The sequence below is a fragment of the Curtobacterium sp. MCSS17_015 genome (assembly GCF_003234265.2).
In the GTDB taxonomy this organism is placed as follows: domain Bacteria; phylum Actinomycetota; class Actinomycetes; order Actinomycetales; family Microbacteriaceae; genus Curtobacterium.
Map to the genome: position 1 here is coordinate 2,673,169 of NZ_CP126256.1, position 26,559 is coordinate 2,699,727.

Annotated in this window: 26 protein-coding genes; 13 read left to right on the plus strand and 13 right to left on the minus strand. The window is 72.4% G+C overall.

The genetic code is table 11. The annotated features are described in order from the left end of the window. The first annotated feature begins 14 nt into the window (after window positions 1-14). Together DEJ18_RS12785 and DEJ18_RS12790 are read left to right on the plus strand one after the other, a co-directional pair. The gene (locus DEJ18_RS12785) at window positions 15-590 is read left to right on the plus strand and encodes a TetR family transcriptional regulator (protein ID WP_111210545.1); all 576 of its coding nucleotides are present in this window, start codon (window positions 15-17) and stop codon (window positions 588-590) included. A gap of 43 nt (window positions 591-633) precedes the next feature. After that, window positions 634-1,842 carry an acyltransferase family protein gene (locus DEJ18_RS12790; RefSeq protein ID WP_111210544.1) on the plus strand — a complete coding sequence of 403 codons (1,209 nt, stop codon included), beginning with the start codon at window positions 634-636 and terminating at the stop codon, window positions 1,840-1,842. A gap of 80 nt (window positions 1,843-1,922) precedes the next feature. Here the strand turns inward: DEJ18_RS12790 and DEJ18_RS12795 are convergent, their stop codons facing one another. Continuing rightward, the gene (locus DEJ18_RS12795; protein ID WP_111210543.1) at window positions 1,923-2,873 is read right to left on the minus strand and encodes a DUF2382 domain-containing protein; all 951 of its coding nucleotides are present in this window, start codon (window positions 2,871-2,873) and stop codon (window positions 1,923-1,925) included. A gap of 85 nt (window positions 2,874-2,958) precedes the next feature. Further along, entirely contained in the window at window positions 2,959-3,693 is a 735-nt protein-coding gene (locus DEJ18_RS12800) for a hypothetical protein (RefSeq protein WP_111210542.1), read from the minus strand. 138 nt (window positions 3,694-3,831) lie between these two features. Here DEJ18_RS12800 and DEJ18_RS12805 point away from each other — a divergent pair, with 138 nt between their 5' ends. Further along, the gene (locus tag DEJ18_RS12805; protein WP_111210541.1) at window positions 3,832-5,031 is read left to right on the plus strand and encodes an FAD-dependent monooxygenase; all 1,200 of its coding nucleotides are present in this window, start codon (window positions 3,832-3,834) and stop codon (window positions 5,029-5,031) included. Between the two features lie 31 nt (window positions 5,032-5,062). Here the strand turns inward: DEJ18_RS12805 and DEJ18_RS12810 are convergent, their stop codons facing one another. Further along, complete coding sequence (locus DEJ18_RS12810; protein ID WP_258376926.1) at window positions 5,063-5,932, minus strand: UbiA family prenyltransferase; 870 nt, start codon at window positions 5,930-5,932, stop codon at window positions 5,063-5,065. Between the two features lie 145 nt (window positions 5,933-6,077). Here DEJ18_RS12810 and DEJ18_RS12815 point away from each other — a divergent pair, with 145 nt between their 5' ends. Continuing rightward, window positions 6,078-6,605, plus strand: coding sequence for a cytochrome b family protein (locus DEJ18_RS12815; protein WP_146241555.1), 528 nt, complete (start codon window positions 6,078-6,080; stop codon window positions 6,603-6,605). 27 nt (window positions 6,606-6,632) lie between these two features. Here the strand turns inward: DEJ18_RS12815 and DEJ18_RS12820 are convergent, their stop codons facing one another. Continuing rightward, on the minus strand, window positions 6,633-7,565 hold the full coding sequence (locus tag DEJ18_RS12820) for a DMT family transporter (protein ID WP_111210538.1): 933 nt from the start codon (window positions 7,563-7,565) through the stop codon (window positions 6,633-6,635). 246 nt (window positions 7,566-7,811) lie between these two features. Here DEJ18_RS12820 and DEJ18_RS12825 point away from each other — a divergent pair, with 246 nt between their 5' ends. The 6 genes from DEJ18_RS12825 (at window position 7,812) to DEJ18_RS12850 (ending at window position 15,227) form a co-directional block, all read left to right on the plus strand. Continuing rightward, complete coding sequence (locus tag DEJ18_RS12825; protein ID WP_111210537.1) at window positions 7,812-8,624, plus strand: fructosamine kinase family protein; 813 nt, start codon at window positions 7,812-7,814, stop codon at window positions 8,622-8,624. A gap of 142 nt (window positions 8,625-8,766) precedes the next feature. Then, window positions 8,767-9,447, plus strand: coding sequence for a hypothetical protein (locus DEJ18_RS12830; RefSeq protein ID WP_111210536.1), 681 nt, complete (start codon window positions 8,767-8,769; stop codon window positions 9,445-9,447). Between the two features lie 154 nt (window positions 9,448-9,601). Then, window positions 9,602-10,903, plus strand: a complete 1,302-nt coding sequence (locus tag DEJ18_RS12835) for an ABC transporter substrate-binding protein (RefSeq protein ID WP_111210699.1) — start codon at window positions 9,602-9,604, stop codon at window positions 10,901-10,903. A 43-nt stretch (window positions 10,904-10,946) separates the two neighbouring features. Beyond that, a complete protein-coding gene (locus DEJ18_RS12840) occupies window positions 10,947-11,903 on the plus strand; it encodes a carbohydrate ABC transporter permease (protein ID WP_111210535.1) in 957 nt (318 codons plus the stop codon). Further along, window positions 11,900-12,796, plus strand: coding sequence for a carbohydrate ABC transporter permease (locus tag DEJ18_RS12845; RefSeq protein ID WP_111081439.1), 897 nt, complete (start codon window positions 11,900-11,902; stop codon window positions 12,794-12,796). Before DEJ18_RS12840 ends, DEJ18_RS12845 begins: the two co-directional genes overlap by 4 nt. Window positions 12,797-12,848: 52 nt before the next feature. Further along, on the plus strand, window positions 12,849-15,227 hold the full coding sequence (locus tag DEJ18_RS12850) for a glycoside hydrolase family 31 protein (protein WP_258376925.1): 2,379 nt from the start codon (window positions 12,849-12,851) through the stop codon (window positions 15,225-15,227). 3 nt (window positions 15,228-15,230) lie between these two features. Here DEJ18_RS12850 and DEJ18_RS12855 read toward each other — a convergent pair whose 3' ends face one another. Then, a complete protein-coding gene (locus tag DEJ18_RS12855; protein WP_111210534.1) occupies window positions 15,231-16,256 on the minus strand; it encodes a LacI family DNA-binding transcriptional regulator in 1,026 nt (341 codons plus the stop codon). Window positions 16,257-16,308: 52 nt separating this feature from the next. Between DEJ18_RS12855 and DEJ18_RS12860 the strand changes: the two genes are divergently transcribed. Next, window positions 16,309-18,174 (plus strand): glycoside hydrolase family 2 TIM barrel-domain containing protein, encoded by a 1,866-nt coding sequence (locus DEJ18_RS12860; protein ID WP_111210533.1) that lies wholly within the window; start codon window positions 16,309-16,311, stop codon window positions 18,172-18,174. Window positions 18,175-18,227: 53 nt separating this feature from the next. On the opposite strand, the gene DEJ18_RS12865 is transcribed toward DEJ18_RS12860, so the two are convergent. The 8 genes from DEJ18_RS12865 to mvk form a co-directional block, all read right to left on the minus strand. After that, window positions 18,228-18,434 carry a hypothetical protein gene (locus DEJ18_RS12865; RefSeq protein WP_111081425.1) on the minus strand — a complete coding sequence of 69 codons (207 nt, stop codon included), beginning with the start codon at window positions 18,432-18,434 and terminating at the stop codon, window positions 18,228-18,230. A gap of 258 nt (window positions 18,435-18,692) precedes the next feature. Continuing rightward, entirely contained in the window at window positions 18,693-19,598 is a 906-nt protein-coding gene (locus DEJ18_RS12870) for a hypothetical protein (RefSeq protein WP_111210532.1), read from the minus strand. Further along, window positions 19,598-20,086, minus strand: a complete 489-nt coding sequence (locus DEJ18_RS12875; protein ID WP_111210531.1) for a hypothetical protein — start codon at window positions 20,084-20,086, stop codon at window positions 19,598-19,600. Before DEJ18_RS12875 ends, DEJ18_RS12870 begins: the two co-directional genes overlap by 1 nt. A gap of 119 nt (window positions 20,087-20,205) precedes the next feature. Beyond that, window positions 20,206-21,363: a hydroxymethylglutaryl-CoA synthase gene (locus tag DEJ18_RS12880; RefSeq protein WP_111210530.1), complete on the minus strand. Its 1,158-nt coding sequence runs from the start codon at window positions 21,361-21,363 to the stop codon at window positions 20,206-20,208. Next, window positions 21,360-22,424: a hydroxymethylglutaryl-coenzyme A reductase family protein gene (locus tag DEJ18_RS12885; RefSeq protein WP_111210529.1), complete on the minus strand. Its 1,065-nt coding sequence runs from the start codon at window positions 22,422-22,424 to the stop codon at window positions 21,360-21,362. Before DEJ18_RS12885 ends, DEJ18_RS12880 begins: the two co-directional genes overlap by 4 nt. Beyond that, window positions 22,421-23,500, minus strand: coding sequence for a phosphomevalonate kinase (locus tag DEJ18_RS12890; RefSeq protein ID WP_111081415.1), 1,080 nt, complete (start codon window positions 23,498-23,500; stop codon window positions 22,421-22,423). The genes DEJ18_RS12885 and DEJ18_RS12890 overlap by 4 nt, the downstream gene beginning before the upstream one ends. Then, window positions 23,497-24,501, minus strand: coding sequence for a diphosphomevalonate decarboxylase (gene mvaD / locus DEJ18_RS12895; RefSeq protein ID WP_258376924.1), 1,005 nt, complete (start codon window positions 24,499-24,501; stop codon window positions 23,497-23,499). The genes DEJ18_RS12890 and mvaD overlap by 4 nt, the downstream gene beginning before the upstream one ends. After that, window positions 24,501-25,505, minus strand: coding sequence for a mevalonate kinase (mvk, locus tag DEJ18_RS12900; RefSeq protein ID WP_111210528.1), 1,005 nt, complete (start codon window positions 25,503-25,505; stop codon window positions 24,501-24,503). The genes mvaD and mvk overlap by 1 nt, the downstream gene beginning before the upstream one ends. 143 nt (window positions 25,506-25,648) lie before the next feature. Here mvk and DEJ18_RS12905 point away from each other — a divergent pair, with 143 nt between their 5' ends. Next, window positions 25,649-26,101, plus strand: a complete 453-nt coding sequence (locus tag DEJ18_RS12905) for a MarR family winged helix-turn-helix transcriptional regulator (RefSeq protein ID WP_181431131.1) — start codon at window positions 25,649-25,651, stop codon at window positions 26,099-26,101. A gap of 35 nt (window positions 26,102-26,136) precedes the next feature. After that, on the plus strand, window positions 26,137-26,559 hold the full coding sequence (locus DEJ18_RS12910; RefSeq protein ID WP_111210527.1) for an organic hydroperoxide resistance protein: 423 nt from the start codon (window positions 26,137-26,139) through the stop codon (window positions 26,557-26,559).

A 26,559-nucleotide genomic window follows, 5' to 3' on the forward strand; every position in this document is an offset into this window, starting at 1 on the left:
AGTACACTCGAGGGATGGCGAGATGGCAGCCGGGCACGCGGGAGCGTCTCCAGTCGACGGCGCTGGAACTGTTCCTCGACCGGGGCTTCGAGGCCACGACGGTGGCTAACATCGCCCGTGCCGCCGACGTCACCGAGCGGACCTTCTTCCGGCACTTCGCTGACAAGCGTGAAGTCCTGTTCGCGAGCCAGGACGCCTTCCTCGGGCTGTTCATCGGACCCGTCCAGGACTCCCCGGCCGACACTCCGCCGATCGAGCTCATCGCACGGGCGCTCGACGGTGCCGGCTCGTTCTTCCCCGAGGACCGCCGCGAGTGGTCCCGCCGCCGACAGACCGTGATCGACGCCGAACCCGCTCTCGGTGAGCGCGAACTCGCGAAGCTCTCCGGTCTCGGACTCAGGCTCGCCGAGGTCCTCCGCGGGCGGGGCGTCCCCGAGCCGGCCGCGACCCTGCTGGCGCAGTCCGGCGTGACGGTGTTCTACCTGGCCTTCGCGCAGTGGATCACCCCGGGCGAGACCCGCACCCTGCAGGAACTCGCGACCGAGCGGCTCGACGCGCTGGCCGCGTCGATGGTCCGCCAGCACGCCTGACAGGCCGGAGCCGGTTCATGGACGCCGGGAGCACACTGGGACGATGAGTCGGATCGCACCCCCGACGGGCACCGTGCCCGTCGCCGAGCCGTCCGTGCCCGCCACAGCCGCGCCCGTGGCGGCCCCGCCAGCTCCGGCGTCGCCGCCGGGTCGCGCCCTCGCGCTGGACGGCCTCCGCACCGTCGCGATCGTCATGGTGGTGCTGTACCACCTGCACGTCCCGCAGTTCGAGGGCGGGTGGATCGGCGTCACGGTCTTCTTCGTGCTCTCCGGGTACCTCATCAGCACCCTGCTGCTCCGCGAACACCGGCGGACCGGCACGATCCGGCTCGGGTCGTTCTGGTGGAAGCGCCTGCTCCGGCTCTACCCGGCACTCGTCGCCCTCGTCGTCGCCGGAATGCTGCTCTGGAACTGGGTCGGCGACTACAAGGGTGCGTCGCTCTCGGCAGGCTCGGCGGCCTTCATCGCCCTGACCTACACCGGGAACCTGTTCCGCTCGTTCTGGGACACCACGCAGGGGGTCTTCGCGCACACGTGGAGCCTGTCGATGGAGGAGCAGTTCTACCTGCTCTGGCCACCGGTGCTGCTGCTCCTGCTGTCGCTCGGCCGTCGCCGGCGGACGCTCCTCCTCGGCCTGTCCGCCGTCGTCGTGGCGGCGTCGGCAGCGTCGTGGCTCAGCTACCGGAGTCCCTCGGGCGGCTCGACCCCGGACGTGTACTTCTCCCCCGTGCTCGGCGTCGTGCCGCTCGCCACCGGCTGTGTGCTCGCGCTGCTCCTCGACGACGAGCGGTGCCGTTCGTTCGCCGCCGGCCTCGCCGGACACGTGGGGACCTGGGCGGGTGCCGCGGCGGTGGTCGGCGTGCAGTTCTGGATCGATGACGACTGGACCGGCCACGCGTGGACGTTCGGCCTGCTCATGCCTGCCACCGGACTCGCAGCGGCGGTCCTCATCGGCGGGCTGGTCTCCGTGCGGACGCCGGTGTCCGTGGCCCTGTCCTGGTCTCCAGTCGCCTGGTTCGGGCGTCGGGTCTCGTACTCCGCGTACCTCTGGCACCCGCTCGTGATCGCGCTGCTCGGCACGTTCGCGATCGGTTGGGTCGGCGACGTCTGGCTGTTCGCGGCGGCCGTGCTGGTGTCGGTCGGCGCGGCCTACGCGGTCGAGGTGCCGGTCGAGAAGCTCCGGGCGCGTGCCCGAGAGGCCCGTCGCCTCGTCACCGCGGACCGCGCTGCGCGCAGCGCGACCACGAGGTAGCTCCTCGACTGACGTCCCCCGGACGGACGGGAGGCCCGGTGCCAGCTGGCACCGGGCCTCCCGGTCGTGCGGAGTGCGACTCAGCGGCGGGTGGTGCCGTCCTCGTCGAGCTCGATCTCCTCGTGCGCGACGTCCTCGGACACCTGCTGCTGCTCGGTGACGGTCTCGGTACCGAGGCGCACGCGCTCGACCGGGACGGTCTCCTTGTCGACCACGACGCGCTCCTCGTTGAGGGTCACCTCGTGCTCTTCGTCGGACAGTGCCGGACCGTCGGTCGCGGCGCCGACGTTGCCGTCCGTGATCGGCTCGGTCTCGAGGCGGACCTCCTCGTGCTGCACCGGCACGGTGACGGTCTGCTGCTCGGTGACGACGTGCTTGCGGAGGCGGGCACGACCGGTCTGGACGTTCTGGGTGCCGACGTTCAGGCGCTCCTCCGACCGCGTCATCGCGTCGTCGGTGTTCGCACCCGAGGTGTCGTGGCCAGCGCTGCGGTCCACGTCGGTGACGCCGGCCGTGGTGTCGCGCCCGGTGACGGTGTCGCTGTCGGCGACGCCGGCCGCGTCCGCGGTCGTGTCGTAGCCCGCGGCGCCGGCCGTGCGGTCGTCCGTCGCGGTCGTCGTGCCGCCGACCGATGCGGGGTCGCTCGGGGTCAGGTCCGGGTCGGTGCCGACGATGCCGTCGTTCGTGTCGGTGCCGGTGGTCGTGCCCGTGGAGCTGCCGCTGCCAAGGCCGTAGTGGTCGAAGATGCGGTCCTGCTCGTCGTCGCTGAGGTCGCCGTCGGCGTCGATCCGCGGCGCGTCCTTGATGCGGTCCTTGTCGTAGGCGACGCGGAGCTCGTCACCGGTGAGGTCGGCACCCTCGAGGGGGACGAACGACTCGGACGTGCCGAACAGGCCCGTCGAGACGCTGGCGAACAGGGGATGCCCGTCGGTGTTGTCGACGTACACCTGCTTGACGGTGCCGACCTTCTGGCCGTCCGGGTCGATGACCTTCGCGTCGAAGACGCTGTTGATGTTGTTCGTGTCGATCATGGTCGTTCCCTTCATCGTGCAGTTGTTCTTCGGGTCGGTGGTGGAGGAGTACGCGGGGCGCCCCGCCCGGTCCGGTGGGAGCGGGTCAGCGCCCGAGGCCGACGCGGTCGACCTTGCGGTGGTACCGCATGCCGGCCAGGCCGCCGAGGACGGCTCCGACGAGGCTGATGACGGCGACGAGGACGACCGTGATGATGCCGGTGACGGTCAACGTCCCCTCGTCGACGGGGATGCGCGGGAAGCTGTTGAGGTTGCCGAGCACGTTGAACTGGCTGCCGGCGATCGCGGTGACGATCGCCACCACGATCGCGATGACGACGGCCCAGATCCAGACGGCGATGCCCTGCTTCGCGCCGGAGAAACGCGCCATGCGGCCGGCGACGTACCCACCGGCGTAGTAGGCGACGAACAGGATCACGGCGAGGGCGATCGCGCCGACGATGCCGACGACGTCACCGTTCCTGGTGGCGTCCTGCGCAGCCTCGTCGACGTCGCCGCCGTTCTGGCCGAGGCCGACGCCCGCGCCGACGGCGGTGAGGATCGCCGTGAGGATGACCGCGGTGCCGGTCGCGGTGAGCCACCCGAAGAACGCCGAACCCCACTTGAAGCCGGCGAACTCCTCCTTCTCGCGCTGGAGGACGCTCTCGCGCTGGGTGGCACCGCGTTCGGCGCGGGCAGCGCCAGCGGCGGTGCCGCCGACCGCGGTGCTGCCGGTCGCGGTGTCGTCGTGCGTTCCGTCACGCCCGTCCCGGTCGTGGTGTCGGTCGTGATCGGCCGCCTGGTCCCGCAGCGGCCGGGTCTCGTCGTCGGGTGTGCTCATGGCTGCCTCCTGGCGGTGGTGCTCGTGCTGGTGGTCGGTCCGACGGAGACGGAACTCGGGTGCCGGTGGGAGCGCGGGCAGGTGCGGGCGCGTCGTGCGGTTCGCGGACAGTGGCCGGCCGCGCCGTAGGCTCGGCGCGTGACCACGGACACCACGGACGTCCTCGTCGTCGGCGGCGGACCGGTCGGCCTGTTCCTCGGCGTGCTCCTGGCGGCCAGGGGTACCGACGTGCAGGTGTGGGAGCGCCGGACCACCGACCCGGTCGGTTCCCGCGCGATCGGCATCCACCCGCCCTCACTCGACGCGTTCGCCGAGGTCGGCCTGGCCGAGGCGGTGCTCGCCGAGGCGGTGCTCGTGCGCACCGGGGTCGCCCGGAGCCGCGGACGGGTCCTCGGCACCCTGTCGTTCGACCGCGCCTCCGACTCGCACCCGTACGTGGCGACGCTCGACCAGCACCGGACGGAGACCCTGCTCCGCGAGCGCCTCGGAGCCGGGGCCCCGGGCGCGCTCCGGACCGGCACGTCGCTCGTCGGGCTCACCCGGCACCGCGACCACGTCGGCGCGTCCGGCATCGACCGCGACGGCCGCCCGATCACGCTCCGTGCGTCCTTCGTCGTCGGCGCGGACGGCGCCCGGAGCGTCGTCCGCGACCTGCTCGGCATCGGGACGACCGGCCGTGACCACCAGGACCGGTACGTCATGGGTGACTTCGCCGACCCGGAGGACCCGGGCGCGCGCTCGGCCGCACTCGTCGATGTCGGACCCGACGGCGTCGTCGAGTCGTTCCCCCTGCCCGGCGGCCGTCGCCGCTACGTCGCGCTCCTGTCCGGTGACGACGCGCTCATGGACCCCGCCGCCTCTGCGACCGCGGTGGACGCACCGGAGACGGAACGGGCCTCCCGGCTGGCCGAGATCGTCCGTGCGCGGACCGGGGTCGCTCCGGACGCGACGACCTGCTCGATGCTCAGCGCCTTCGGAGTCCGTCGCCGCACCGCGGACCGCGTCGGCGTCGGTCGGGTGGTCCTGGTCGGGGACGCGGCCCACGAGATCAGCCCGATCGGCGGGCAGGGCATGAACCTCGGGTGGCTCGACGCGGCCGAGCTGGCGCCGCTCCTGGCGGACGCGGTCCGGACCGGTGCGGCGGGGCCGTGGCCCGCGTACGCCCGACGGCGGCAGGCCGCCGCACGGCGCGCTGGACGGCAGGCGGAGGCGAACATGGCGCTCGGCCGTGCGGTCCCAGACGTGGTCGGCATCGGCCGGGAGGCGCTGCTCCGGTCCGTCCTGGCGCTCCCGACCGCGCGCGCCCTGGCCCGGCTCTACGCGATGGCCTGGGCGTAGCGCCGGTCCGCCCGTGCGGTCGGACCGGGGCTCAGGCCACCAGGGCCGCGCCCGCGAAGCCGAGCTCCACGACGAGCACGAGCGACGACGCGATCACCAGGCGGAACAGCGTGCGGGTCGGCGGTCCGGTGAGCACGAGCCGCACGCCGACCGCTGCCAGGACGACCACGACGACCGCCCCGAGCACCGCGAGCACCGCGCCGACCCCGCGGACCGGGTCGTCACCACCGAGCTGACCGACGAGCACCAGGACGGCCGCGACGACGAGCGAGCCGAACGCGACGACCCCGGACGCGTGCAGGCCGAGCCGGTGCGGGAAGCCGCGCACCCCGGTCGCCTCGTCGTCGACGAGGTCGGGCAGGACGTTCGTGCAGTGGATCGCGACGCCGAAGACCGCACCGGTCGCGATCGCCCACGCGGCGGGCCACCTCCCGTCCGGCCCCGCCGCGATCGCGACGACGGGCAGCAGCCCGAAGGCGACGACGAACGGCGCGACCGACCACATCGTGCGCTTCAGTCCCACGTCGTACGCCCACCCGGCCGCGACGAGGACCACGTGTGCGACCGCGGCGACGGGTCCGAGGAACAGCGACAGCACGACCGCGACGCCCGCGGTGACGACGGCGGCGGTGCGGACGGTCCCGACGGCGATGAGCCCCCGCGCCACCGGCTTGTCGCTCCGCCCGACGGCTCGGTCGCGATCGGCGTCGATCCAGTCGTTCGCGAGCCCGATCGAGAGCTGCCCGGAAACCACGGCGAGCGCCACGAGCACGACGGTCCCCACCGGGTGCCCGACCGCGGAAGCGAGGACGGTGGCGAGGACCGTCACCGTCACGGTCGGGCCGGGGTGCGAGGACGCGAACAGCAGGCGGACGGTCGAGGGCCTGCGCGGAGGGGTCACCGTGCCAGCGTACGGAGCGGGCGTGGCCACGGCCGACACGAGCCATGCCACGAGCGGCATGTCGACGGGAGGCACTGTGCCACTCGCTCTCAGTGGGTTCGGCATCCGGCGGACCGTCCGAGGGCCGTACGGGCAGGATGGACCGATGCAGAGGATGAGGAACCTTCCGGAACCGGCGCTGATGGTGGCCCTCGCCGTCCTCTGCGCGGTGTTCACGTTCCTCGCCTCCTTCCTCACCAGACCCGACGCGGTCCTGGCCGAACGGCTCATCAGCACGACGGTGGGTGCCGTGGTCTTCGGAGTCGGCTTCGGCCTCGTCATCAGCTGGATGCGGAAGCGCGGCGGGGGCGCTGTCCTGGACCGGTCGTTCCAGCGGGCGCTGCGGACCGGTGAGGTCCCTCCCGACGTCGACCGGACTGCCTGGCGGCAGGCGCTCGAGCTCCACCAGAAGGTCCACCGCTGGCTCGCGTGGGTCGGGCCGGTCGTGGCTGCTCTCGCCGTCGGACTCGGCATCTGGCTAGCCCAGGCGGACTCGCCAGCTTGGTGGATCGCTGTCGCCCTCTACGCCGCGTTCATGATCATCACCGTCGTCGCGATGCGGCGAGCGCTGCTGCGGATGACCGCCGTGCTCGCCGAGCTCGACCGGCGCGACACGCAACCCGTCGCGCGCTGACGTCGCCGCTACGCGGGCGTGCGGGCCTCAGCGGCCGGCGACCGCCCGTGGCTCGCCGGCCGGTGCCGGAGCAGACCGGCGCCGCGCGCCGAGCGGGCCCGACGCCAGCGCGATGCCCGCGAGCACGACGAGCCCACCCACCGGCTCGTTCCACCGCAGCGGCTCCCCGAGCACGAGGACGCCGAGCGCGACCCCGACGACGGGTGTCAGGTAGGTCACGGTGGAGGCCCGTCCCGCACCCCACGCACCGACCAGGCGGGTGTTCCACGCGTAGGCCAGCCCCGTACCCACCGCGCCGAGCGCGACCATCGCGGCCACGATCCTCCAGTCCAGCTGCACCGGCCCGGCCGCGATGACGGGCGCGACCAGGAGCATGAGCACCGCGGCGAGCGTCAGCTGCACGGTCGCGACCGTGGTCGGGTCGTAGCCGCCGCCGACGCCGAAGCGGCGGAGCCAGGCGAGGCCGATGCCGTAGGACGCGGTCATGCCGAGCAGCGCGACCTGGCCGGGCACGCTCGCCAGGACCTCCGGGTCACCGATCACGTCCCACGGGCCGACGAGGACGAGGACCCCGACGATGCCGAGGACGATCCCGCCGACCTGCCGCCGGTTCAGTCGCTCGTTCGGCACGAGGACGGCCAGCGCGAGCAAGGTCATGATCGGCGTCGTCGCGTTGTAGATGCTCGCCAGGCCCGACGGCACGGTCTGCTCGGCCCATGCCATGAGCGAGGACGGAACCGCGTTGAGGAACACCGCCACGACCAGCAGGTGCCCCCACATCCGCCGCTCGCGCGGCCAGCGACGGCGCGTGACGAGCAGCACGACGACGAGCGTCAGCGCGCCGAGCACCGTGCGGACCGTGGCGACCTGCTGGGGCGCCAGGCCCTCGAGCCCGATCTTCGCGAAGAAGAAGCTCGAGCCCCAGGTGAGGGCGACGAGGACGTAGAGGACGACGTTCATGTGGCCTAGTCTCGGGACACCGCCGGCATGCGGCAAACGCATGTCGTTCATGCCCACATGATGGAAGCGCATGCCGGTCTCGCTCCCCCAACTCCGCGCCTTCGTCGCCACCGTCGGCGCCGGGTCCTCCACCACGAGCGGACCCTGGTGCTGAGCGGGCCGTCCTCGCGGGCGCGCACCCCCTCGCCCGGGCGCTGGTCGACGCCGTCTGAACCCTGAGCCGTCCCCGGTCGGCAGGATGGGGTGATGGCCTCGACGCACACGAAGACCTTCACCGACCCGGACGAGGCCGCCGCGGAGGCAGCCGGGCTCGAGTGGCTCGCCGAGGCCGAGGCGTCCGGCGGTACCCGGACCGCGCGTGTCGTGGGACGCCCGCACCCGACGCTGCTCGAACTGGAGCTCATCGCGGACGGGTCCCCGACCCGGGCGCAGGCGGCGCGCTTCGGTCGTTCGCTCGCGCACACGCACGCTGCTGGCGCGTCGCACTGGGGCGCACCGTCGCCCGGGTTCCCGGCGAACGGTCCGCTGCGGATGGGCCGCTCGCGCACGCCGTTCGTCCCTGCGGCCGAAGCGCCGTCGTCGTGGGGCGCGTTCTTCGCGGAGTACCGGATCCGCGACTTCGTCGAGCGGATCGTCGACGCCGGTGGGTACGACGGTGCCGAGGCCGCCGTGTTCGAACGCGTCTGCGACCGCCTCGAGGACGGCACGCTCGGCTCCGCACAACCGGCACTCGTCGGGGACGGACCGGCCCGGCTGCACGGCGACCTCTGGGCCGGGAACGTGCTCTGGCCCAGGGATGCGGACGCGCCGACCGGGGCCGTGCTCATCGACGCGACCCCGCACGGCGGCCATGCGGAGACGGACCTGGCGCTGCTGGCGCTGTTCGGCCTCCCGGAGCTCGGTACCGTACTCGCCGCGTACGACGACGAGTCGCCGCTCGCGCCCGGGTGGCAGGACCGGGTGGCGCTGCACCAGCTCGCCCCGCTCCTGCTGCACGTGTTCCTGTTCGGCGGCTCGTACACCGACGCAGCACTGCGCGCCGCCCGTCGCTACGCCTGACGGCCCGCGGAACGCGGACGCCAGCAGCACGGCGCGGTGCGATCGCGTCCCGCCCTGTCAGGGGCGTTGCGTGAGGCGGGGCCGGGAGGCCCGGATCCCGTCCGCCCCGGACACGCCGCCGTCCCCCTGCCAGGCTGAGCAGATGACCTCCGTCCCCGAACCCTGGATGCAGCGCCTCCGCGAGGGTGCATTCCCCCCGGTCGGGAAGACCGTCGTCGCCGTCGCGGTCCTCGGCGTGCTCGGGCTCGCCGGCGTCGCGCTCGAGCTCTCCCACGGCGGCGTGGGCGGGTCCGGCGACGGCCGCAGCACGCGCTCGTTCCTCCTTCCCTGGGTCCTCCTCGTCGCAGCGGTCGCGCTCGCGATCGGCACCGCGCGGTACCGCCGCCGCGATCGTGCCGCAGTGGAGCGCGCTCGGGCGTGGCAGGTGCGACCGCGCCTGTTCCTGCCGGCCCATGTGAACCTCCGAGGCGACCTCGCCGCGTTCGGCATCCCTTCCCGGCGTCGCGACCGACCGACGCTCTGGACCGTCGACGAGGTCGGGCTGCATGCGTGGACACCCGCCCGGGCCGAACCCGTCGCCGAGGTCCGGTGGGCGGACCTCCACGACGTCGAGCCAGACGAGCGCAGGACCATCACCGGGCAGAGCGCCTGGTCACTCGCCGTCGTCGCGGAGGCGGGTCGACTCGGCATGATCGCGCGCCCCGCCCTGGGATCACCGCTCGGCGCGAGCGCCCGGAAGCAGGACGACCTCTTGCGGGCGGTCCGCTCCCTGCGGCACGAGCTCCAGCACGCACCCCAGGCCCGCGGTTCGTCCCTCGCCTGACCCTCCTCCGCGGAACGCGACCTCGGCGGCGAGTCGCAACGGTCCTGCGATGCGACTCGCCGTCGACGTTGCGCGCTGAGGGCGTTGACTTTGCTTTTACAGCGCTGTAAAACTGGGCTGGCGCGATGGAGCGCGAAAGGGAGTGACCATGGTCATGGGCAGCACAACGGCACGGACGGCACTCAGTCGGCGTGGGTTCCTCGCCGGCGCGGTCGGCGGGCTCGGTCTCGGCACACTGGCACTCGCCGGATGCTCCGCCCCCTCGGCGAGCAGCGCCGCAGGTGGCACGGCCCTGCGCTTCTACGAGCAGAAGCAGGAGGTCATCGCCTACTTCGACGACCTGCTCCGCCGCTTCGAGCGCGAGAACCGCGGCATGCGCGTCGTGCACGACAGCACCGTCGCCATCGCCCCGCAGTTCGTCCGCGGCGAACCGGCGGACGTCGGCTGCTTCAACGACAACCTCGAACTCGCGCGCTACATCGAGCGCGGCGTGCTCCGGGACCTGAGCGACCTGCCGTCCGCCGGCCGGGTCCGGAAGAGCATCGACGGCCTGACGAACCAGTACGCGAAGTTCGAGGACCGGACGAGCGTGCTGCCGTTCTCGCTCGCGGCCGCCGGCGTCATCTACAACAAGCGGATCTTCGCCGACCAGGGCCTGCCGGTCCCGACCACGTGGGACGAGTTCGTCGACGTGTGCACCGCACTGCAGAAGGCCGACATCACCCCGGTGTACGCGACCGACCGTGACACCTGGACGCTGTGGCAGGGCCTGTTCGACTACTCCGTCGGCAGCCTCGTCGACACCGGGTCGTTCTTCCGGAGGATGAAGGAGCTCGGCACGGACGTCGGGCCGGACTCCGACGTCTCGTTCGAGAAGGACTTCGCCCTGCCGATGGAGCGCGCGAAGACCATCTCGTCGTTCTTCAACCCCGACCACGCCACCCGCTCCTACGCCGACGGCAACCTGGCGTTCGGCAAGGGCGAGGTCGCGATGTACCTGCAGGGCCCGTGGGCGCTCAGCCAGATCGCCCTGGTGGACGACGAGCTGCCGGTCGGGACGTTCGCCCTCCCGGTCTCGAACGACCCGGGCGACCGGAAGGCCCGCGTCAACATCGACCTGGGTCTCTGGATCCCCACCACGACACCGCACCTCGACGAGGCGCAGGAGCTCGTCGAGTTCCTCATGCAGCCAGACGTCATCAACGCCTACAACCTCGACAACCTGGCGTTCTCGACCACCGAGGACGCCACGCCGCAGACCGACGAGCGCATCGCCGGCCTGCAGCAGTACGTCGACGACGGCGCGTTCTACCAGGGCGCCGGCACCTTCATCCCCACCTCGATCCCGCTCGGCAACTACCTGCAGACGGCGATCCGCAGCGGCGACTTCGAGTCGATGCTGCGGCGGCTCGACACCGACTGGCGACGCCTCGCCGGCCGCTCGGCGACGGTCTGACCGGCGCGACCAGGACACGGCGACCAGGACCCCAGGAGCGATCATGACCATGCAGACCCCCCTGACCCCCGAGACCGAGGAACCCCGCCCCGGTCCCGTCACCGCAGCGACCCGCGTCCACCGCCGGGCCGGCTCCCTGCACCGCACCGAGGGCATGTACTACCTGTTCCTCGTCCCCGCCCTCGTGCTGTTCACGGCGTTCGTCGTCGCCCCCGCCTGCGTCGGCATCTTCTACAGCTTCACCGACTACCTCGGCTTCGGGCAGTGGCACTTCCTCGGCATCGAGAACTACCGGGCGCTCGTGTCCGACCCGGCGATCCTCGGGTCGTACGGCTTCACACTCGGCTTCGCGGTGGTGACGGTCATCGTGACGCAGGTCATCGCACTGTCGCTCGCCATCGCCCTGACCAAGCGGGTCCGCTTCGCCGCCGGGCTCCGATCGGTGTTCGTCATCCCGATGGTCGTGTCCGGGATCATCGTCGCCTACGTCTTCAACTACCTGTTCTCGAACACGCTGCCGGCGCTGGCGACCTCGGCCGGGTTCGGCCCGCTCGAGCAGAGCATCCTCGGTGACCCGAACCTGGCCTGGCTCGCCATCGTCATCGTCTCCGCGTGGCAGACGATCCCCGGCGCACTCCTCATCTACACCGCCGGCCTGACCTCGATCCCGTCCGACCTGTACGAGGCGAGCTCCCTCGACGGTGCCGGGTCGTGGAAGCAGCTCCGGGCGATCACCCTGCCGCTCATCGGTGGCTTCATCGTCATCAACACCGTGCTCGGCGTGAAGGGCTACCTCGGCGCGTACGACGTCATCGTCGGCCTCACCAACGGCGGTCCGGGATCCGCGACGAGCAGCGTCGCGATGACGATCTTCACCGGCTTCACCAGCGGCGACTACGCCTACCAGATGGCCAACGCGACCGTCTTCTTCATCATCACCGTCCTCATCTCGGTCCTGCAGCTCGCAGTGACGCGCGGAAGGAACCTCCGACTCGCATGAGCGCCATCGACACCCGGTCCCCGGCCACGGCCGCTGCCCGCACCGCTCCCGAACAACCCCGCCGTCGCCGCCTCGACCGCGTCAACTGGCCGCTGACGATCGTCCTGGCCGTCGCGTCCCTGACCGTGCTCATCCCGCTGTACGTCACGGTGGCGATGGCCTTCAAGACGAGTGCCCAGGCGGTGGACGGCAACGCCCTGTCCCTGCCGACACCGTTCAACCCCGCGAGCTTCGCCGAGGCGTGGGAACTCACCCGCTTCCCGGTGTCGTTCACGGTGTCGCTCGGCGTGGCCGCGCTCACCGTCATCGCGACGCTGCTGCTCAGCTCGTTCGCCTCGTACGCCATCGTCCGGAACTGGCACCGCCGGTTCTTCCGCTGGTCGTTCGTGTACCTGCTCGCCGCGATGTTCCTGCCGTTCCCCGTCGTGGCGCTCCCCCAGATCAAGCTCACCGCGATGATCTCGCTCGACAACCCGATCGGCGTGGCGATCCTGCACGCCATGTTCCAACTGTCCTTCAGCGTGCTGCTCTACTCGGCGTTCCTCCGGTCGATCCCCGTCGAGCTCGAGGAGAGCGCCCGCATCGACGGCGCGTCCACGTGGCAGATCTTCTGGCGCATCATCCTGCCGCTGCTCGGACCGATGAACGCGACCGTGGGCATCTTCGCGTTCCTGGCGTCCTGGAACGACTTCATGATGCCGTCGCTCATCACCGCGGACCCCGGGCTGCAGACGCTGCCCGTCGTGCAGAACATCTTCCAGAGCCAGTTCGGCACCAACTACAACGTGGCGTTCGCCTCGTACCTCATGGCCATGGCACCGACCGTCATCGTCTACCTGTTCGCACAGCGCTGGGTGATCAGCGGTGTGACGCAGGGTGCCGTCAAGAGCTGACCCGAGCCTCCAGACCGACAGCGGCCGGAACGGCCGAGACAGGACCACCAGCGTGACCACCCCCAGCACCGGCCCCCTGCCCACCATCCGCCCCTTCCCCGGGTCCGACCCCGTCGCGTCACCGGAGGCCGTCGTGACCGGCGACCACTGGCGCGTCACCGTCCTGCAGGACGGCCTGTTCCGGATCGAGTGGAGCGACGACGGCGGCTTCGAGGACCGGGCGTCCACCTTCGCCGTCCGCCGGCGCCTCGACGTGCCCGAGTACACCGTCCTCCGGCGCGGTGACGGCGTCGAGGTGACGACCGACCGCGCCACCCTGCGGTACGACGGTCGGCCGTTCTCGGCCACCGGCCTCGTCGTCGAGACCTCCGGGCCCGACGCGAACCGCTGGCGGTACGGCCAGGAGGCCCGTGACCTCGGTGGCACCGGACGCACCCTCGACGACGTGGACGGGCGGATGCCCCTCGAGACGGGGCTCCTGGCACGGGACGGCATCGTCATGCTCGACGACAGCGAGTCCTTCCTGTTCGAGGACGACGGGTGGGTGGGCAGCCGGGTGCCCGGGCGGCGGGACGTCAGCGTGTTCGCCTACGGGCGCGACTACGCCGAGGCGCTCCGGGCGTTCCACGCGGTGTCCGGGCCGCCGACGCTCATGCCCCGCTGGGCACTCGGGAACTGGTGGAGCCGGTACCACCCGTACTCGGACGACTCCTACCTGGCACTGCTCGACCGGTTCGACGAGGAGCGCCTGCCGTTCTCCGTCGCCGTGATCGACATGGACTGGCACCGGGTCGACTCCGTGCCGTCCCGCTTCGGCAACGGCTGGACCGGGTACTCGTGGGAGCCGTCGCTCTTCCCGGACCCGCCGGCGTTCCTGGCGGAACTCCACCGCCGCGGGATGCGCACGACGCTGAACCTGCACCCCGCCGACGGCGTCCGGGCGTTCGAGGACGCCTACCCCGCGATGGCCGCGGCGATGGGCGTCGATCCCGACACCGAGCAGACGATCGGCTTCGACCCCACGAACCCGGACTTCCTGCGCGCCTACTTCGAGGTCCTGCACCGCCCGCTCGAGGAGCAGGGCGTCGACTTCTGGTGGATCGACTGGCAGCAGGGCCGGACCACGAGCATCCCGGGCGTCGATCCGCTGTGGATGCTCAACCACTTCCACCTGCTCGACTCGGCGCGCGACGGCGGGGCCGGCATGACGTTCTCCCGCTACGCCGGACCGGGCAGCCACCGGTACGCCGTCGGCTTCTCGGGCGACGCCGTCGTCTCGTGGGCGTCCCTGGCGTTCCAGCCGGAGTTCACCGCGACCGCGGCGAACATCGGGTACCCCTGGTGGAGCCACGACATCGGCGGCCACACCCGCGGCGTGCGCGACGACGAGCTCGCGACCCGGTGGGTGCAGTTCGGGGTGTTCTCACCGATCATGCGCCTGCACTCGGCGAACAACCCGTTCATCCGCAAGGAGCCGTGGGTGTTCCCGGCCGGACCGCGGGCGGCGATGGGCGACGCCCTGCGCTTCCGCCACCGCCTCGTGCCGTACCTGCACACGATGAACCACCTCGCCGCCGCCGGCACGGCGCTCGTGCGACCGATGTACCACCTCGAGCCGCACCGGGACGAGGCGTACCGCGTCCCGAACGAGTACGCCTTCGGCACCGAGCTCGTCGTCGCTCCGATCGTCGAGCCGTGCGACCCGGTCACCCTGCGGGGCAGCGCCCGGGCCTGGCTGCCCTCGGGCACCTGGACGGACGTCTTCACCGGCACCACCTACGCCGGCGACCGTTTCGTCGACCTGCACCGGACCCTCGACACGATCCCCGTGCTGCTGCGGGCCGGCGGGATCCTGCCGCTCGCCGCACCGGAGGAGGTCGACGCGACGGTGAACCCGGCAGCGCTCGAGGTGCTCGTCGCACCGGGCGATTCCGGGTCCTTCACGCTCGTCGAGGACCGCGAAGGTCCGGAGGCGGCCTCCGGACCGGACGGCGGTGTCTGCCGGACGACGCTCACCTGGGACCGGAGCACCGTCTCCTTCCGGATCGACCCGGCGGAGGGCGACGTCGACAGCGTGCCCGTTCGCCGGCGGTGGCGCATCACGTTCCTCGGAGCACCGGCGAGCGGGCAGGAGGCGACGGTGGTCGAGGCGGACCGGTTCTCGGTGGACCTCGAGGTCGCGACCGACGACGGCGCGGTCCTGACGCTGGCCGGCCTGCCGACCGTCGGCGTCGACGCCCGCGACGCGGCACGTCAGCTGCTGGAGAGCGCCCAGGCGGGGAACCCCGAGAAGCTCACCGCGTGGGAGGTCGTCGACCGCGACGTCCCGCGCGCGGACCGGATCGTCGAGCTGGAGACGGTCGGGCTGCCCGACCCGCTCCGGCGCGCCCTGGTCGAACTGCTGGGGAGCGTGCACCCGGACGGGCGGTGACGCTCAGTCCACCGACCCGTCCGGGTAGGGCGCGCTCTCCCCGACCAGGATCCGGTGCCCGACCGTCACGGCCTGTCCGTCACCCGGCCGACCGGCGATGCGCTCCTGCAACCGGTCGAGCGCCGCCTCGGCGAGCGCGACGGTGTCCGGCGCGACCGAGGTCAGACTCGGCACCAGGCTCGCGGCGAGACCGATGGCGTCCCACCCGACGACCGCGACGTCACGGGGCGCTTCGAGGCCGCGCAGGCGCATCGCACGGAGCGCCCCGACCGCGGCCAGGTCGTCACGGCAGAGCAGCCCGTCGATCGAGAGGCCGGCGTCGAGGGCCTGGCCGAAGGCCTGTTCGGCGCCGCGGGCGTCGCCGACCTCGCGCGGCACGCAGAGCGACGGGTCGAACGACAGCCCGGCGGTGGCCAGACCGTCGCGGTAGCCCTCCATGCGGAAGGCGGAGGTGCGGGACTGCTCGCCCACCTCGTGCCCGAGGAAGCCGATGCGGCGTCGTCCGAGGGCGGCGAGGTGTGCGACGGCCTCGGCCGCGGCACGCACGTTGTCGATCGCGACGAGGTCACCGCCGGGTGGTCGGACGTCCTCGCCGAGGAACACGACGGCGGTGTCCCCACGGGCGCGGTCGATCTCGGCCGGCGTGAGGACCTGGGGGTGGATGACCACCCCGTCGACGACACCCGCCTCACGGCCACGGACGGCGGAGAGCTCGCCCGCCGGGGCCCCCGCGGTCTCCTCGAGCAGGAGCTGGTACCCGCGCTCGGCACAGACCCGTGAGAACACGTGTGCGAGCTCGGCGAAGTACGGGCGGCGGAGGTCGGGGAACGCGAACGCGAGCATGTTGGTGCGCCCGGTGGCGAGGCTCCGCCCGGAGACGTTGGGGCGGTAGCCGAGGGCGTCGATCGACTCCTGCACGCGGGTCCGCATCGCGTCGCTGACGTGGCGGTAGCCGCGCACGACGTTGGACACGGTCTTCATCGAGACGCCCGCGTGCTCCGCGACGTCCTGCAGCGTGACCTGGCCCACGGGCTCACCGTACCGTTGACGCACGCTTTACAGCGCTGTAAATTGCGGGACCATGAGCACCGTCGCTTCCCCGGCCCCCGTCGCCGTCACCGACGTCCCCCTCGCGAGTCGTCAGGACGGCCGGTACCCCCGGCCGCAGATGCTCCGGCGCGACTGGGCCGACCTCAGCGGCACCTGGTCGTTCCGGCACGACGACGAAGACACCGGAGCGGACTCGGGATGGACCACGGGCCTCCCGGCTCCCCGCGAGATCACGGTGCCGTTCCCGCCGGAGTCGGCCGCGTCGGGCATCGGCGATCCCGGGTTCCACCCGGTCGTCTGGTACGCCCGCACGATCGGCCGCGCCGAACTCGAGGCAGCCGGCCACGGCACCGCGCGCCCCCGCCTGGTGCTGCACTTCGGCGCCGTCGACCACCGCGCCCAGGTGTGGATCGACGGCCGGTTCGTCGGCGAGCACGAGGGCGGACACACGCCGTTCTCGTTCGACGTCACCGCACTGCTGACCGACACCGCCGACGGGGCGACCGGACACCTGCTCGTCGTCCGTGCCGAGGACGACCCGGACGACGTCACGCAGCCCCGCGGCAAGCAGGACTGGCACGAGGACGCACACGCCATCTGGTACCGCCGCACCACCGGCATCTGGCAGCCGGTCTGGCTCGAGGCCGTGCCCGCCACCGCGATCAGCAGCCTCCGGTGGTCCCCGGCCGGGCCGACGGCCGTCGACCTCACCGTCCGGTTCCGCGGACGCGTCCCCGCCGGCGCCCGACTCCGGGTCGCCCTGCGGTTCGACGAGCGGGACGAGGACCTCGGCACCACCGACTGGGACGCGACCGCGAGTCGGCCGACCCTCGACGTGACCGTGCCGATCGCGCGGCAGCGCAACGGCCAGGCCGAGGACGAACTGACCTGGTCCCCCGAGCACCCGCGCCTCGTCGACGCCGTGCTGACCCTGGTGGACGCCGGCGGTCGGGTGCTGGACGCGGTGTCGAGCTACCTCGGCATGCGCAGCGTCGGTGTCGGCGGTGGGCGGTTCCTGCTCAACCGCGCGCCGTACCCGGTGCGGAGCGTCCTCGACCAGGCGTTCTGGCCGGAGTCGCACCTGGCCGCACCGCACCCGCTCGCCCACCGGCAGGAGGTCGAGCTCATCAAGGCACTCGGGTTCAACGCCGCCCGGATGCACCAGAAGATCGAGGACCCGCGGTTCCTGCACTGGGCCGACCGGCTCGGCCTGATGGTCTGGGGCGAGGCCCCGGCGGCGTACGAGTTCTCCCCCACCGCGGTCCGTCGGCTCACCGCCGAGTGGACCGCCGCCGTGGAACGGGACGCCTCACACCCCTCGATCGTCACCTGGGTCCCCTTCAACGAGTCGTGGGGCATCCAGCACGTCGTCTCCGACCCGGCACAGCAGGCGTACGCCCGCGCCCTCGTCGACCTGACCCGTGCGCTCGACCCCTCGCGCCCGGTGATCGGGAACGACGGCTGGGAGCAGCAGGAGACCGACATCGTGACGATCCACGACTACGAGGGTGACGGCGTGGTGCTGGCACGCACGTACGCGGACGACGCCGCCCGAGCCCGCGCCCTCGAGGGACTCGCCCCCTCCGGTCACCCGCAGTTCGTCGGCGGGGCCGTCGACCAGGGACAACCGGTGATGCTCACCGAGTTCGGCGGGGTCCGCCACCAGTCGGGCGGGCACCGCGAGGAGGGCTGGGGCTACACGACGGCCACCGACGGCGACGACTGGGTCGAGCGCATCACCGCGCTCCACGACGCCGTCCGCGCCAGCACGTTCCTGGCGGGGTCCTGCTGGACGCAGCTCACCGACACGATGCAGGAGACGAACGGCCTGCTCAACGCCGACCGGTCGCCGAAGGTCCCCATCGAGCAGATCCGGCGGGCCGTCACGGGGCAGTGACCCGGCGGTGGCCACCGGACCGGCCGAAAAGGCCCGCCCCGACCTGCGTCCGGTCAGCCGATCCCGGTGACGAACAGCACCGCGATCCGCTCGCGCCCACGGGCACCGGCACTGGCGAAGGGCGCTCCGCGGACCACCTGCGTCTGGACGACGTCGACGGTGTTGCAGGCGGGGTCGCGGAACGGCGGCCACCACTGCTGCTCGCGGTGGTTCCGTGTCGTCGCCGGCGCGAGGCCGGGGTGCGTCTCGTGCCGGGTCACGGCGCTGCCTCGACCCGCGGTGTTGCGTGTGCGTCCATGACGCCTCCCTGGTCCTCGCGGCACCGCTTCCTGACACGGCTCTGCTCGTGACGGGAACGCTACGTCGGACGTGGCGCACTCGCCACCGCGGGCGGGACACGACCCCGATCGGCCACGCCGGGACCGCGCAGGACGGATCGTCGCAGCGCAGACCGGATCACCACGCCCGGCTGCGCGCACCCGGCGGTCGTCGGCCCGCCGTCGACCGTGTGGCCCCCGTCAGCCTTCGAGGTCCTTCGACAGCATGAGCTCGGCGGAACGCACGTGCGCGGTCTCCGCGGGGGTGAGCTCCCGACCCTGGACCTCGGCGTCACGGATCGCGATGAGCAAGTCGTAGGTCCGCACCTGCAGGCCGCCCCGCCGACGGCGTGCGTGCAGGTCGTGACGCGCGGCGATGCGGGCGAGACGGACACGGTGACCCCGGAGGCGGGCCTCCCGGCCCCACCGGCGGACGGTCATCGACGCCATCGCGGCGACCATGAGCACGATCCCGAGGTAGAAGGGTGGATCGAACGCGGTGCGGAGGACGTCGCGGAGCAGTGCCGACCCGAGCACGAAGTGGTCGGCGGTCAGCGAGACGATCTCCTCGACGCTCGCGATCGCCACGAGGGACAGTCCGATCCGGAACACGACGAGCGCCCCACGGCTGCCGAGCACACCGCGCGCGACCGTGGTGACGGTGATCGCCGCCACGCACACCATGTAGACGGACGCGTAGAGCCAGGTGGCGGTCTGGTCGATCTCGTCCACGATGAACGTGAACACCGTGACCCCGCGGTCCTGGATGCACAGGAACGGCACCGTGAAGGACGCGAGCATCACGACCAGGGCGAGCGGGTGCGCCAACGCCGGCCGCCGGTCGACGTCGCGCACGCTGCCGCGGAACAGCAACCAGAAGGCGGTGGTGGCGCACAGGTTCTGCACGAGGTTGATCAGGTTCGTGCCACCCAGCAGCGCGTCGAGCTCCCGCTGCGGGACGACGGCTCCCAGCGTCAGCAGCCCGAGCGCGCCGACCCCCGTGGCCGCCCAGCTGGCCCGACCGTGCGGGTTCCGGCGGACGGACGGCGCGCGGATCGCGAAGCTCGCCGCGGCGCACCAGAAGGCCAGGGCGTGCAGGACCCCCACTAGCCGTAGGTCCGCTCGTCCACCCCGACGGTGCCGGACAGGAGGACCGTGGCCAGTTCGTACGCGAACGTCTCGGCGAACTCCTCGTCGTCGCCGTGCAACGCGCCGTCGACCGGTCCGGCGGACGGGACCGGGGTGTCGTCCAGCGAGCGGTGGCAGACGTTGCCGCCGGCGGACCACGCCGCGAAGGCGAGCTGGGTCCGTGGGACCGGGGCTCCGGTGTCACCGCGGACGAGGTGACCGAGTTCGTGCAGGACGCAGTGCATCCGGTAGAGCGGCGTCGACCCGGGTGGCAGCAGCACGAGGGCCACGTCCGGCAGCTGGGAGACGAGCGCCGTCAGTGCGCCCCACCCCGGTCCGTCGACGTCCACGACGCGCACGGGCTTGCCGATCCGAGCGGCGACGGCGTCGACCACGTGGCCGAGTCGTGGCGCGTTCGGGAGCACCGCGACGACGTCGCGGATCGCCCCGGCACCGACAGCGTCCACTCTCCAAGCGTAGGGCGTCGCTGCGGACCGGAGCCGGGGGGCACGACCCCTGTCCGAGGGCCGATCGCCCTCGGCGTCCGATCGGGTCCACCGCCGGCACGTCCGGCCGGCGGCGCCGGTCAGGCGCCGGTCGCCTCGTAGTGCCGGGCGCCACCGGTGACCCCTGCGAACCGGAAGGGGGCGGCGGTGACCCGCGGACGCTCGACGTCCTCGCTCGTCGCGGCGCCGGCGGCGTGCAGCTCCCGGTACGCCTCGACGGACAGCGGAACCCGCGCCGCGAGCAGCTCGGCGACCCGTCCGGTGCGGCGGTGCTCGCGGTACTCCGGCCGGACGACCCCGGTCATGAGTTCCCCGACGCTGCCGGACCCGTAGCTGAACATCCCGATGCGGGCACCGGCCAGGTCGTCGTCGAGGTCGAGCAGCGCGCCGAGCGCGATCCAGAGCGAGGCGGTGTACGTGTTGCCGGTCTGCCGGTTGTACGTGAACCCGACCGCGAGTTCGGTCTCCTCGAACGGGACGTCGACGTGCTGGGCGAGCTTCCGGTGCGCCTTGATCGCCATCTTCGTGAACGGCTGGTGGTGCACGAACCGGTCGATCGCCTCGATGCCGGGGCCGCCGCGCGCAGCGAGGTCGTCCCAGGCGCCGATGAACGCGTCGACGTACGCCGTGACCGACAGACGACCGTCGACGAGCGCGGTGGAGCGGTCGTTCGGCCGCCAGAAGTCGTCTACGTCCGCGGTGAACAGGCCGGACTGCGGCTCGAGTTCGACGAGGTCCGGCTCGGCGGCGATGAGCATCGCGACCGCGCCGGCGCCCTGCGTGGGCTCCGCGGCCGTCTCGACGTCGTACCGGGCGACGTCGGCTGCGATGACGAGCACGCGCTCGCCCGGGTCCCGCGCGATGATGCCGAGCGCCATCTGCACCGCGGCGGTCCCGCCGTAGCAGGCCTGCTTCAGCTCGACCACGCGGACGTTCGTCGGCAGGCCGAGCAGTCTGTGCACGAAGACGCCGGCGGCCTTCGACTGGTCGATGCCGGACTCGGTGGCGAACAGCACCGTGCGGATGCCCTCGACACCGTGACGGTCGATGACCTCCTTCGCGGCGGCGGCGCCCATCGTGACGATGTCCTCGTCGGGGGCCGGCACGCTGAAGGCGTCCTGACCGATGCCGACGTGGTACTTCGCCGGGTCCACGCCGGTCGTCGCGGCGAGGTCGTCGAGGTCGAGCACGTGGTGCCCGGTCGCGATCGCGAGGTCGTGGATGCCGATGACCGTCATGCCGACGCTCCTTCCGGTCGGTGGCCGCGTCGTTCCATCGCGACGTGCGCCGCCATGAGTTCGCCCGGGTTCGTCTGGGCGGCGAGCAACGAGAGTTCGCCGCAGAGGACGGTGGCGGCGCAGAGTGCGGCCAGGCGACGTGCGTTGGCACCGGGTTCACGGTCCTCCCGGCAGCCGAGGCGGACGAGGGCGTCCTCCACCACGGGCAGGTCGCCACCCTTGCCGTTGCCGACCGTGCCGACGATGAGGTGCGGCAGGGAGCACGAGAAGTACAGGTCGTCGCCGCGGGCCTGGGCGAGCGTGATGCCCTGGGAGCCCTCGACGATGTTGGCGGCGTCCTGCCCGGTGGCCAGGTAGAAGCCGAGGAGCATGTTCGCGTAGTGCGCGTTCGCGGAGCGGAGGGCCCCGGCGATGGTGGAGCCGACCAGGTTCTTCGCCGTGTTCAGCTCGACGATCCGCTCGGTGGACGAGCGCAGCCGTTTCTCGACCACCTCACCCGGGATGACGATCTCGGCGATGGTGTTCCGCCCGCGTCCGCGGATGCCGTTGACGGCCGTGGCCTTCTTGTCGGAGCAGAAGTTGCCGGAGATCGACACGTACCGCAGCTCCGGCTCCCACGCGAGGATCGCCGGCAGCAGGGTGTCCGCCGCCTGCGTCACCATGTTGTGCCCGGACGCGTCGCCCGTGGTGAACGCGAAGCGCAGGAACAGCAGGTCCCCGACGATCTCCGGGTGCACCTCGATGAGCTTCGCGAACCGGCTCTGCCCGGCGACGATGATCTTGAGCTCGGCCTGCCGCGCGAGGATCCGGCCGGCGGAGAGGTGCGCGGCGGCGGCGCTGCTGGCCCGCACGACGACCGAACGGGTCATCCGCTCGTCGACGACGGTCGAGACGATGCCGCCCTCGACCATCCGCGAGATCCGGGCGCCACGGCCGACGGACGGCCAGAGCGGCGACTCGTAGGTCGCGAGCGGCACCTCGTGCTCGCCCTCGACGGCGTTGCCGCTGACGCGGATCGGTCCGACCCACTTCGTGGGGATCGGGGTCATCAGGTCGCTCATCGCGTGGTCCCTTCCTCCGGTTGCACCGCGACGCTGAGGTGCCTGATGTCGTGCGCCTCCCAGGCGCGGAAGATCGCTGCGCTGTCGCTGTCGGCCGGGACGAGCGCGATCCCGCAGTCCCCGCCGCCGGCCCCCGACGGCTTCGCCGCGCCACCGGCCGACTCGACGACGTCGCAGAGCGTGGCGAGTCGCTCGGTCTCGATCTGCGATCCGACCGAGGTCCCGAGGTCCTGGAGCAACCCCCTGGCGCGACGGAGTGCGCCGAGCGTCCGCGCCGCGTCCCCGGTCCGGAGGCCCGCCGTCAGGTCGTCGACGCAGGCGCGGCTGGCGTCGAGGAACGCCGCGTAGTCGCCGTCGCGGTGCCGCCGGACGACGCCGACGAGCTTCGTCGTGGACGCCGGCGAGCCGGTCCACCCGACGAGGAGCCTGAGGTCGGCGGGTGCCGGCAGGTGTTCGACGTCGAAGCCGGCCCAGGCGTCGTCGTCGTCGAGGATCGCGGACACCGGGCGCTCGTCGAGCAGGCCGGCCAGGACCTCGCGATCCGGGGCACTGTAGCGGAGCCAGCCGCCGAAGGTGCTCGCGGCGAGGTCCCCGCCGGAGGCCCGCGGCGCGACCCGGATCGTCGCGAGCAGCGCCACCATGAAGCGTCGGCGCTGCGACAGGCCGAGTCCGTAGAAGCGGTCGAGGGCGCCGACGGTCGCGACCGTCACCGCCGCCGACGAGCCGAGGCCGAACTTCCGACCGCTGGCGTCGTCGAGCTGGCTCTCGATGCGCAGGTCGTGGAACCGCGGGGCGATGCCGAGCTCGGCGCGGAGCTTCTCGACGAGGTCGATCGTCGCCATCACGTAGTCGTAGGGGTGGTGCTCACGGTCCAGCGCCAGACCGTCCTCGGCCCGGGTCCACGTCAACGGGAGGTTGCCGTACTCCTCGGAGTGCACGCTGCCGGCGCCGTGACCCTCGGTGACGCGCGCCGTGATGGCACGGTCGAGGGCGATCAGCACCGACGGCTGACCCGGCTCGACGACGGCGTACTCGCCGGCGACGAACAGCTTGCCGTGGGCTCGGAACTCGATCACGCGGTGGTCTCCTCTGCCTCGGGGTTCTCCCCCGAGCGTTCGGAGCCGACGAGGCGGGCGGCTGGTCCGGTGCCCGACTCGATGACCGCGCCGTACCCGTCGAGCGCGGCGGCCACGCGCGAGCGGTCCTCGGGACGGCAGAGCACGACGACGTTCGGGCCCGCGTCCGCCGTGGCGTAGGCCTCGAGCCCGTCGGCGCGCATCGCGGCGACGGCGTCGAACACGGCGACGCTCCGGCTGTTCAGGTAGCGGATCGGCGGGAACGCGCCCTCGATCGTGGCGTGCATGCGGAGTGCGTTGCTCTCGGTCAGCTCGCCGATGCGGGTGAAGTCCCCCGCAGCGCAGGCCTCGAGCATGTCGTCGACGGTCTCGGTCGTCGAGGTCACCCAGGCCGGGTAGAACGGCGAGGTCGCGATCGTGCGGCGCATCGCCTCGCGCGAACCGATCGCCTTCGGGCCGTCGTCGATCGTCACGACGACCATCGCCATCGGCGGTGCGGGGATCGTCTCGGCGAACGACGCCGCGTCGTCACCCGCGTGCCAGACGGCCACCCCACCGGGGATCGACCGCGTCGCGGAGCCCGACCCGCGGCGGGCGAGCCGTGACAGGTCCCGCGGCGACAGGTCGAGGCCGTACGCGCTCGCGGCGGCCACGGCGAGGGCGGCGAAACCCGAGGCGCTCGAGGCCAGGCCGGCACCCGTGGGCACGGTGTTCTCCGAGACCACGGCGGCGCGGGCGTCGGAACCGGACAGGGCGCGGACGAGGTCGAGGAAACGCTCGACCCGCACCAGTGCGCCGTCGTCGACGACGCGACCGTTCAGGGTCAGGGTGTCACGCGCGTCCCCGCCGGATGCGGCCTGCAGCGTGACGGAGGTCGTGGTGGGGAAGACGTCGAGCCCCATCGAGACGCTGCCCGTCGCGGGCAGGGCGAGGTCGGCGTCCGCCTTGCCCCAGTACTTCACGAGCGCGATGTTGGGGTGCGCGACGGCGGTTGCGGTCATCAGACGCGGGCTCCGATCGAGGTGGTCCAGGTTGCGGTGGCCCCCGCGCCGCGCAGTGCGTCCGCGATGCGGGTGGCGTGCTCGTCGTCGGCCGCGAGGGCCAGGACGCACCCGCCCCGACCGCCTCCGGTGAGCTTCGCGCCGAGGGCGTCCGCGTGGCGTGCGGCGCCGACGAGCCGATCGAGGTCGCCGCTCGACACGTCGAGGGTGGTGAGCAGTTCGTGCGCGGCGTCCATGGTGACACCGAGGGCCTGTACGTCGCCGTCGACGAGCGTCCCCCGGGCTGTGCGGGCGAGCTCCCCGATCCGCTGGACGACCGTGTCGACCATCGCGGGGGCGCGGTCGTGGCGGGCGCGGACGGCGGCGACGGCTTCGCGGGTGTGTCCGGGGACGCCGGTGTCCGCGACGACGAAGACGAAGCGGCCGGAGAGCTGGACCGGCTCGATGACGTCGGCCTCGAACCAGACGGGCTCGTCGGCCACGACCCCGCGGGCGTCCAGCCCGGACGGTCGGCCGTGCGCGACACGCTCGCACACCTGGATGAGGTCGTGGTGGGTGGCACCGTCGAGCGCGACCCCGAAGGCGTCGGCGACCGCAGCGGTCACGGCGGCGGCGACGGCGGCGCTCGACCCCATCCCGCGGGCCGTGGGCACCTGGCTGTCGACGCGGACGTGGAACCCCGTGTCGACGGCGTGCGGGTGTCCGCGGTCTGCCAGGTGCCGCAGGGTCGCGGTGACGGCCGTGACGGTGGGCAGCACCGCGGCGGGTGCGAGCCCGAACGGTCCGGTGTGCACCGTCGACTCGAGGGTGTGCTCGGCGCCCGATGAGAGCGGTGTCGCGGTCGCCGTCACCCGGACGTCGGTCACCGGGAGCACGAGTGCGGGTGCGCCGTAGACCACGGCGTGTTCGCCGATCAGGATCGTCTTGCCGTGGGACGCCGAGGAGCCGACTCGCGGGATCGCTGTGGTCGTCGTCGGTGCTGTGGCGGGGTGGTTGCTGGTCATCGTCGGTCCGGCCAGCCTAACCGGACCGGAGGACACCCGTCCGTCCGTGCGCTCAGCGTCCGTCCGACGCTCGCGCCCGAGCGGCACCTGGGCATCCGGCGGATCAAGTTGTGTACAACCCGATGGAGTGCAACAGTGTCTTCATGCCGGTGACCGACGAGATGGTGTGCTTCTCCCTCTACGCAGCGACGCGGGCGACGACCCAGGCGTACCGCAGCCTGCTCGAGCCGTGGGGCCTGACCTACCCGCAGTACCTCGTCCTCGTGACGCTGTGGGTCGAGGGCGACCAGACCGTGTCGAGCCTCGGCGACCACCTGCAGCTCGACTCCGGCACCCTGTCGCCACTCCTCAAGCGCATGGAGCAGTCGGACCTCGTCCGCCGCGAACGCCGCAGCACCGACGAACGCGTCGTCACCGTGACGACCGGTGAGCGCGGGCGATCCCTCCGCGCCGAGCTCGCGCACGTCCCCGGACGTGTCGCCGCCGGCACCGGCCTGCCGGACGAGCAGTCGGCCGCAGACCTCATCGCGACACTGCAGCGCCTCACCGAGACGATGCACCGCGCGGCCGCCACCGCGGCCCCGGTCACCCGCTGACCAGACAGACCCCACGAAGGAAGGAAGGACACCACATGGACGTCCTCTACACCGCAGAAGCCCTGTCCACCGGCGGAGGCCGCAACGGCAAGGTCCAGACCAGCGACGGCTCGTTCGAGCTGGACATGGCCATCCCGAAGGAGATGGGTGGCTCCGGCGCCGGCACCAACCCCGAGCAGCTCTTCGCCGCCGGGTACGCCGCGTGCTTTCACTCCGCACTGCAGGGCGTCGCCCGCGCGCAGAAGGTCACGGTCACGGACTCCTCCGTCGGCGGCCGCGTCCAGATCGGCCCGAACGGCCAGGGCGGCTACCAGCTCGCCGTCGTGCTCGAGGTCGTCATCCCGGACATGGACCACGACCAGGCCCAGGCCCTCGCCGACGCCGCCCACCAGGTGTGCCCGTACTCGAACGCGACGCGCGGCAACATCGACGTCACCATCACCGTCTCGGAGGACTGA

What these genes read in the sequence shown, in the direction of transcription:
- DEJ18_RS12785 (WP_111210545.1), top strand. Translation starts at nt 15, where the DNA reads ATGGCGAGATGGCAGCCGGGCACGCGGGAGCGTCTCCAGTCGACGGCG.
- DEJ18_RS12790 (WP_111210544.1), top strand. Translation starts at nt 634, where the DNA reads ATGAGTCGGATCGCACCCCCGACGGGCACCGTGCCCGTCGCCGAGCCG.
- DEJ18_RS12795 (WP_111210543.1), bottom strand. Translation starts at nt 2,873, where the DNA reads ATGATCGACACGAACAACATCAACAGCGTCTTCGACGCGAAGGTCATC.
- DEJ18_RS12800 (WP_111210542.1), bottom strand. Translation starts at nt 3,693, where the DNA reads ATGAGCACACCCGACGACGAGACCCGGCCGCTGCGGGACCAGGCGGCC.
- DEJ18_RS12815 (WP_146241555.1), top strand. Translation starts at nt 6,078, where the DNA reads ATGCAGAGGATGAGGAACCTTCCGGAACCGGCGCTGATGGTGGCCCTC.
- DEJ18_RS12820 (WP_111210538.1), bottom strand. Translation starts at nt 7,565, where the DNA reads ATGAACGTCGTCCTCTACGTCCTCGTCGCCCTCACCTGGGGCTCGAGC.
- DEJ18_RS12825 (WP_111210537.1), top strand. Translation starts at nt 7,812, where the DNA reads ATGGCCTCGACGCACACGAAGACCTTCACCGACCCGGACGAGGCCGCC.
- DEJ18_RS12830 (WP_111210536.1), top strand. Translation starts at nt 8,767, where the DNA reads ATGACCTCCGTCCCCGAACCCTGGATGCAGCGCCTCCGCGAGGGTGCA.
- DEJ18_RS12835 (WP_111210699.1), top strand. Translation starts at nt 9,602, where the DNA reads ATGGGCAGCACAACGGCACGGACGGCACTCAGTCGGCGTGGGTTCCTC.
- DEJ18_RS12840 (WP_111210535.1), top strand. Translation starts at nt 10,947, where the DNA reads ATGACCATGCAGACCCCCCTGACCCCCGAGACCGAGGAACCCCGCCCC.
- DEJ18_RS12845 (WP_111081439.1), top strand. Translation starts at nt 11,900, where the DNA reads ATGAGCGCCATCGACACCCGGTCCCCGGCCACGGCCGCTGCCCGCACC.
- DEJ18_RS12860 (WP_111210533.1), top strand. Translation starts at nt 16,309, where the DNA reads ATGAGCACCGTCGCTTCCCCGGCCCCCGTCGCCGTCACCGACGTCCCC.
- DEJ18_RS12880 (WP_111210530.1), bottom strand. Translation starts at nt 21,363, where the DNA reads ATGACGGTCATCGGCATCCACGACCTCGCGATCGCGACCGGGCACCAC.
- DEJ18_RS12885 (WP_111210529.1), bottom strand. Translation starts at nt 22,424, where the DNA reads ATGAGCGACCTGATGACCCCGATCCCCACGAAGTGGGTCGGACCGATC.
- mvaD (WP_258376924.1), bottom strand. Translation starts at nt 24,501, where the DNA reads ATGACCGCAACCGCCGTCGCGCACCCCAACATCGCGCTCGTGAAGTAC.
- mvk (WP_111210528.1), bottom strand. Translation starts at nt 25,505, where the DNA reads ATGACCAGCAACCACCCCGCCACAGCACCGACGACGACCACAGCGATC.
- DEJ18_RS12905 (WP_181431131.1), top strand. Translation starts at nt 25,649, where the DNA reads ATGCCGGTGACCGACGAGATGGTGTGCTTCTCCCTCTACGCAGCGACG.
- DEJ18_RS12910 (WP_111210527.1), top strand. Translation starts at nt 26,137, where the DNA reads ATGGACGTCCTCTACACCGCAGAAGCCCTGTCCACCGGCGGAGGCCGC.